This window comes from Falsiroseomonas sp. E2-1-a20, assembly GCF_051433195.1.
In the GTDB taxonomy this organism is placed as follows: Bacteria; Pseudomonadota; Alphaproteobacteria; order Acetobacterales; family Acetobacteraceae; genus Falsiroseomonas.
On the sequence record NZ_JBHMFT010000155.1, the window covers coordinates 1 to 1,255 of the forward strand.

Genomic DNA, 1,255 nt, shown 5'->3' on the forward strand with positions numbered 1-1,255 from the left:
GATGGCGCCCTCGGCCTGGGCGTGATGCCTGGGGCGGGCCGAGAGCTTGCGGTAACCCAGCTTGCGCGCCTCTCGGCTCAGCGTCTGCATCGAGACCGAGACACGAAACTTTTCCCACAGCCATTGGCCGAGATCGCACAGCCGCCAGCGCACCACGCCATGCACCGCTGGAACTGGGCCGCGGTCGATCTGCGCTGCCAGCGCGTGGCGGTGCGCGTCTGTCAGCAGTGGGGTTGGTCCGGGCGCCTTGCGGTCGCGCAGTCCGTCCGGCCCCTCGGCGTTGAAGCGCATGACCCAGTCGCGCACGATCTGCAGCGTAACATGGCCCAGCCGCGCTGCCTCCGAGCGCGTGCCGCCGTCGTAGATCGCCGCCAGCGCGAGCAGGCGACGGGCCTGAGCGGCGTCCTTGCTGCGCCGCGCCAGCCGGCGAAGCTCGGGAGCGTGGAAGTCGGTACGCAGGGCGATGGCACGTGTCATGATGAGCCTCCGTTGCTCACCAGGGTGAATCACATCGCACCCTCGTCGGGGAATCCCCTTCGTGAGTCAGCAGCCGAGAGAGTTGGTATGAGTCGAGCGGTGCTGTTCCAGCACACGACAGGCGAAGCGCTCCGAGACATCCAGCCTGGCCACGACCTGTGCCACACAGGCCCGACGCCGCGCGGCGCTCAGAAGTTTCCCGAAGCGGCCTCCTTGAGCACCAGCTTCTCCAGCGTCAGATCCGCCACCGCCTTCCGCAGGCGGCCATTTTCCTGTTCCAGCTGCTTCAGGCGTTTCACCTGATCCAGCTTCAGACCGCCGTATTCAGAACGCCAGCGATAGTAAGTCGCCTCCGTCACGCCAATCGCCCGCACCGCCTCCGACACCGCTTTGCCCTGTGCCATGAGCACCTCAACCTGCCGCAGCTTGGCGACAATCTCCTCCGGCTTGTGATGCTTCCGTGCCATCCCTTGCCCCTCCGCTTTGCCTCCGGCCCCTCATAGCCGATGGCCCACTTCTAGGGGGGCAGGTCAACACGGAGTGATGACAAAACCGGTCGATCCCGGGGCCCTGCTAAACCCGTCTCTGTCAGCGCGTCATCGAACGCGATTCTCTGATTGGGAGCGGGGCCGCGGATTTCATCAGGGCCCGCGGTCATGCGCACCGCACTTCGAGGCCGGACACATGACCGCACCCGACCGCGGCGTCGTCACACCAATAAGCCCTTGCATCGTGGGGGTCGTCCACACATGACCGGTGCCGCACGCTTCGATGCCTA

The 1,255-nt window shown here is 66.1% G+C and carries 1 protein-coding gene and 1 pseudogene; both read right to left on the reverse strand.

Translation table 11 applies throughout. The features are described from left to right. On the reverse strand, window positions 1–477 hold a 477-nt coding region (locus tag ACFHPP_RS31070; RefSeq protein WP_437167088.1), incomplete at its 3' end, for a helix-turn-helix domain-containing protein. Window positions 478–567: 90 nt separating this feature from the next. Further along, window positions 568–944 (reverse strand): annotated as a pseudogene (locus tag ACFHPP_RS31075) (transposase); the annotation flags it as partial. Window positions 945–1,255: the final 311 nt, after the last annotated feature.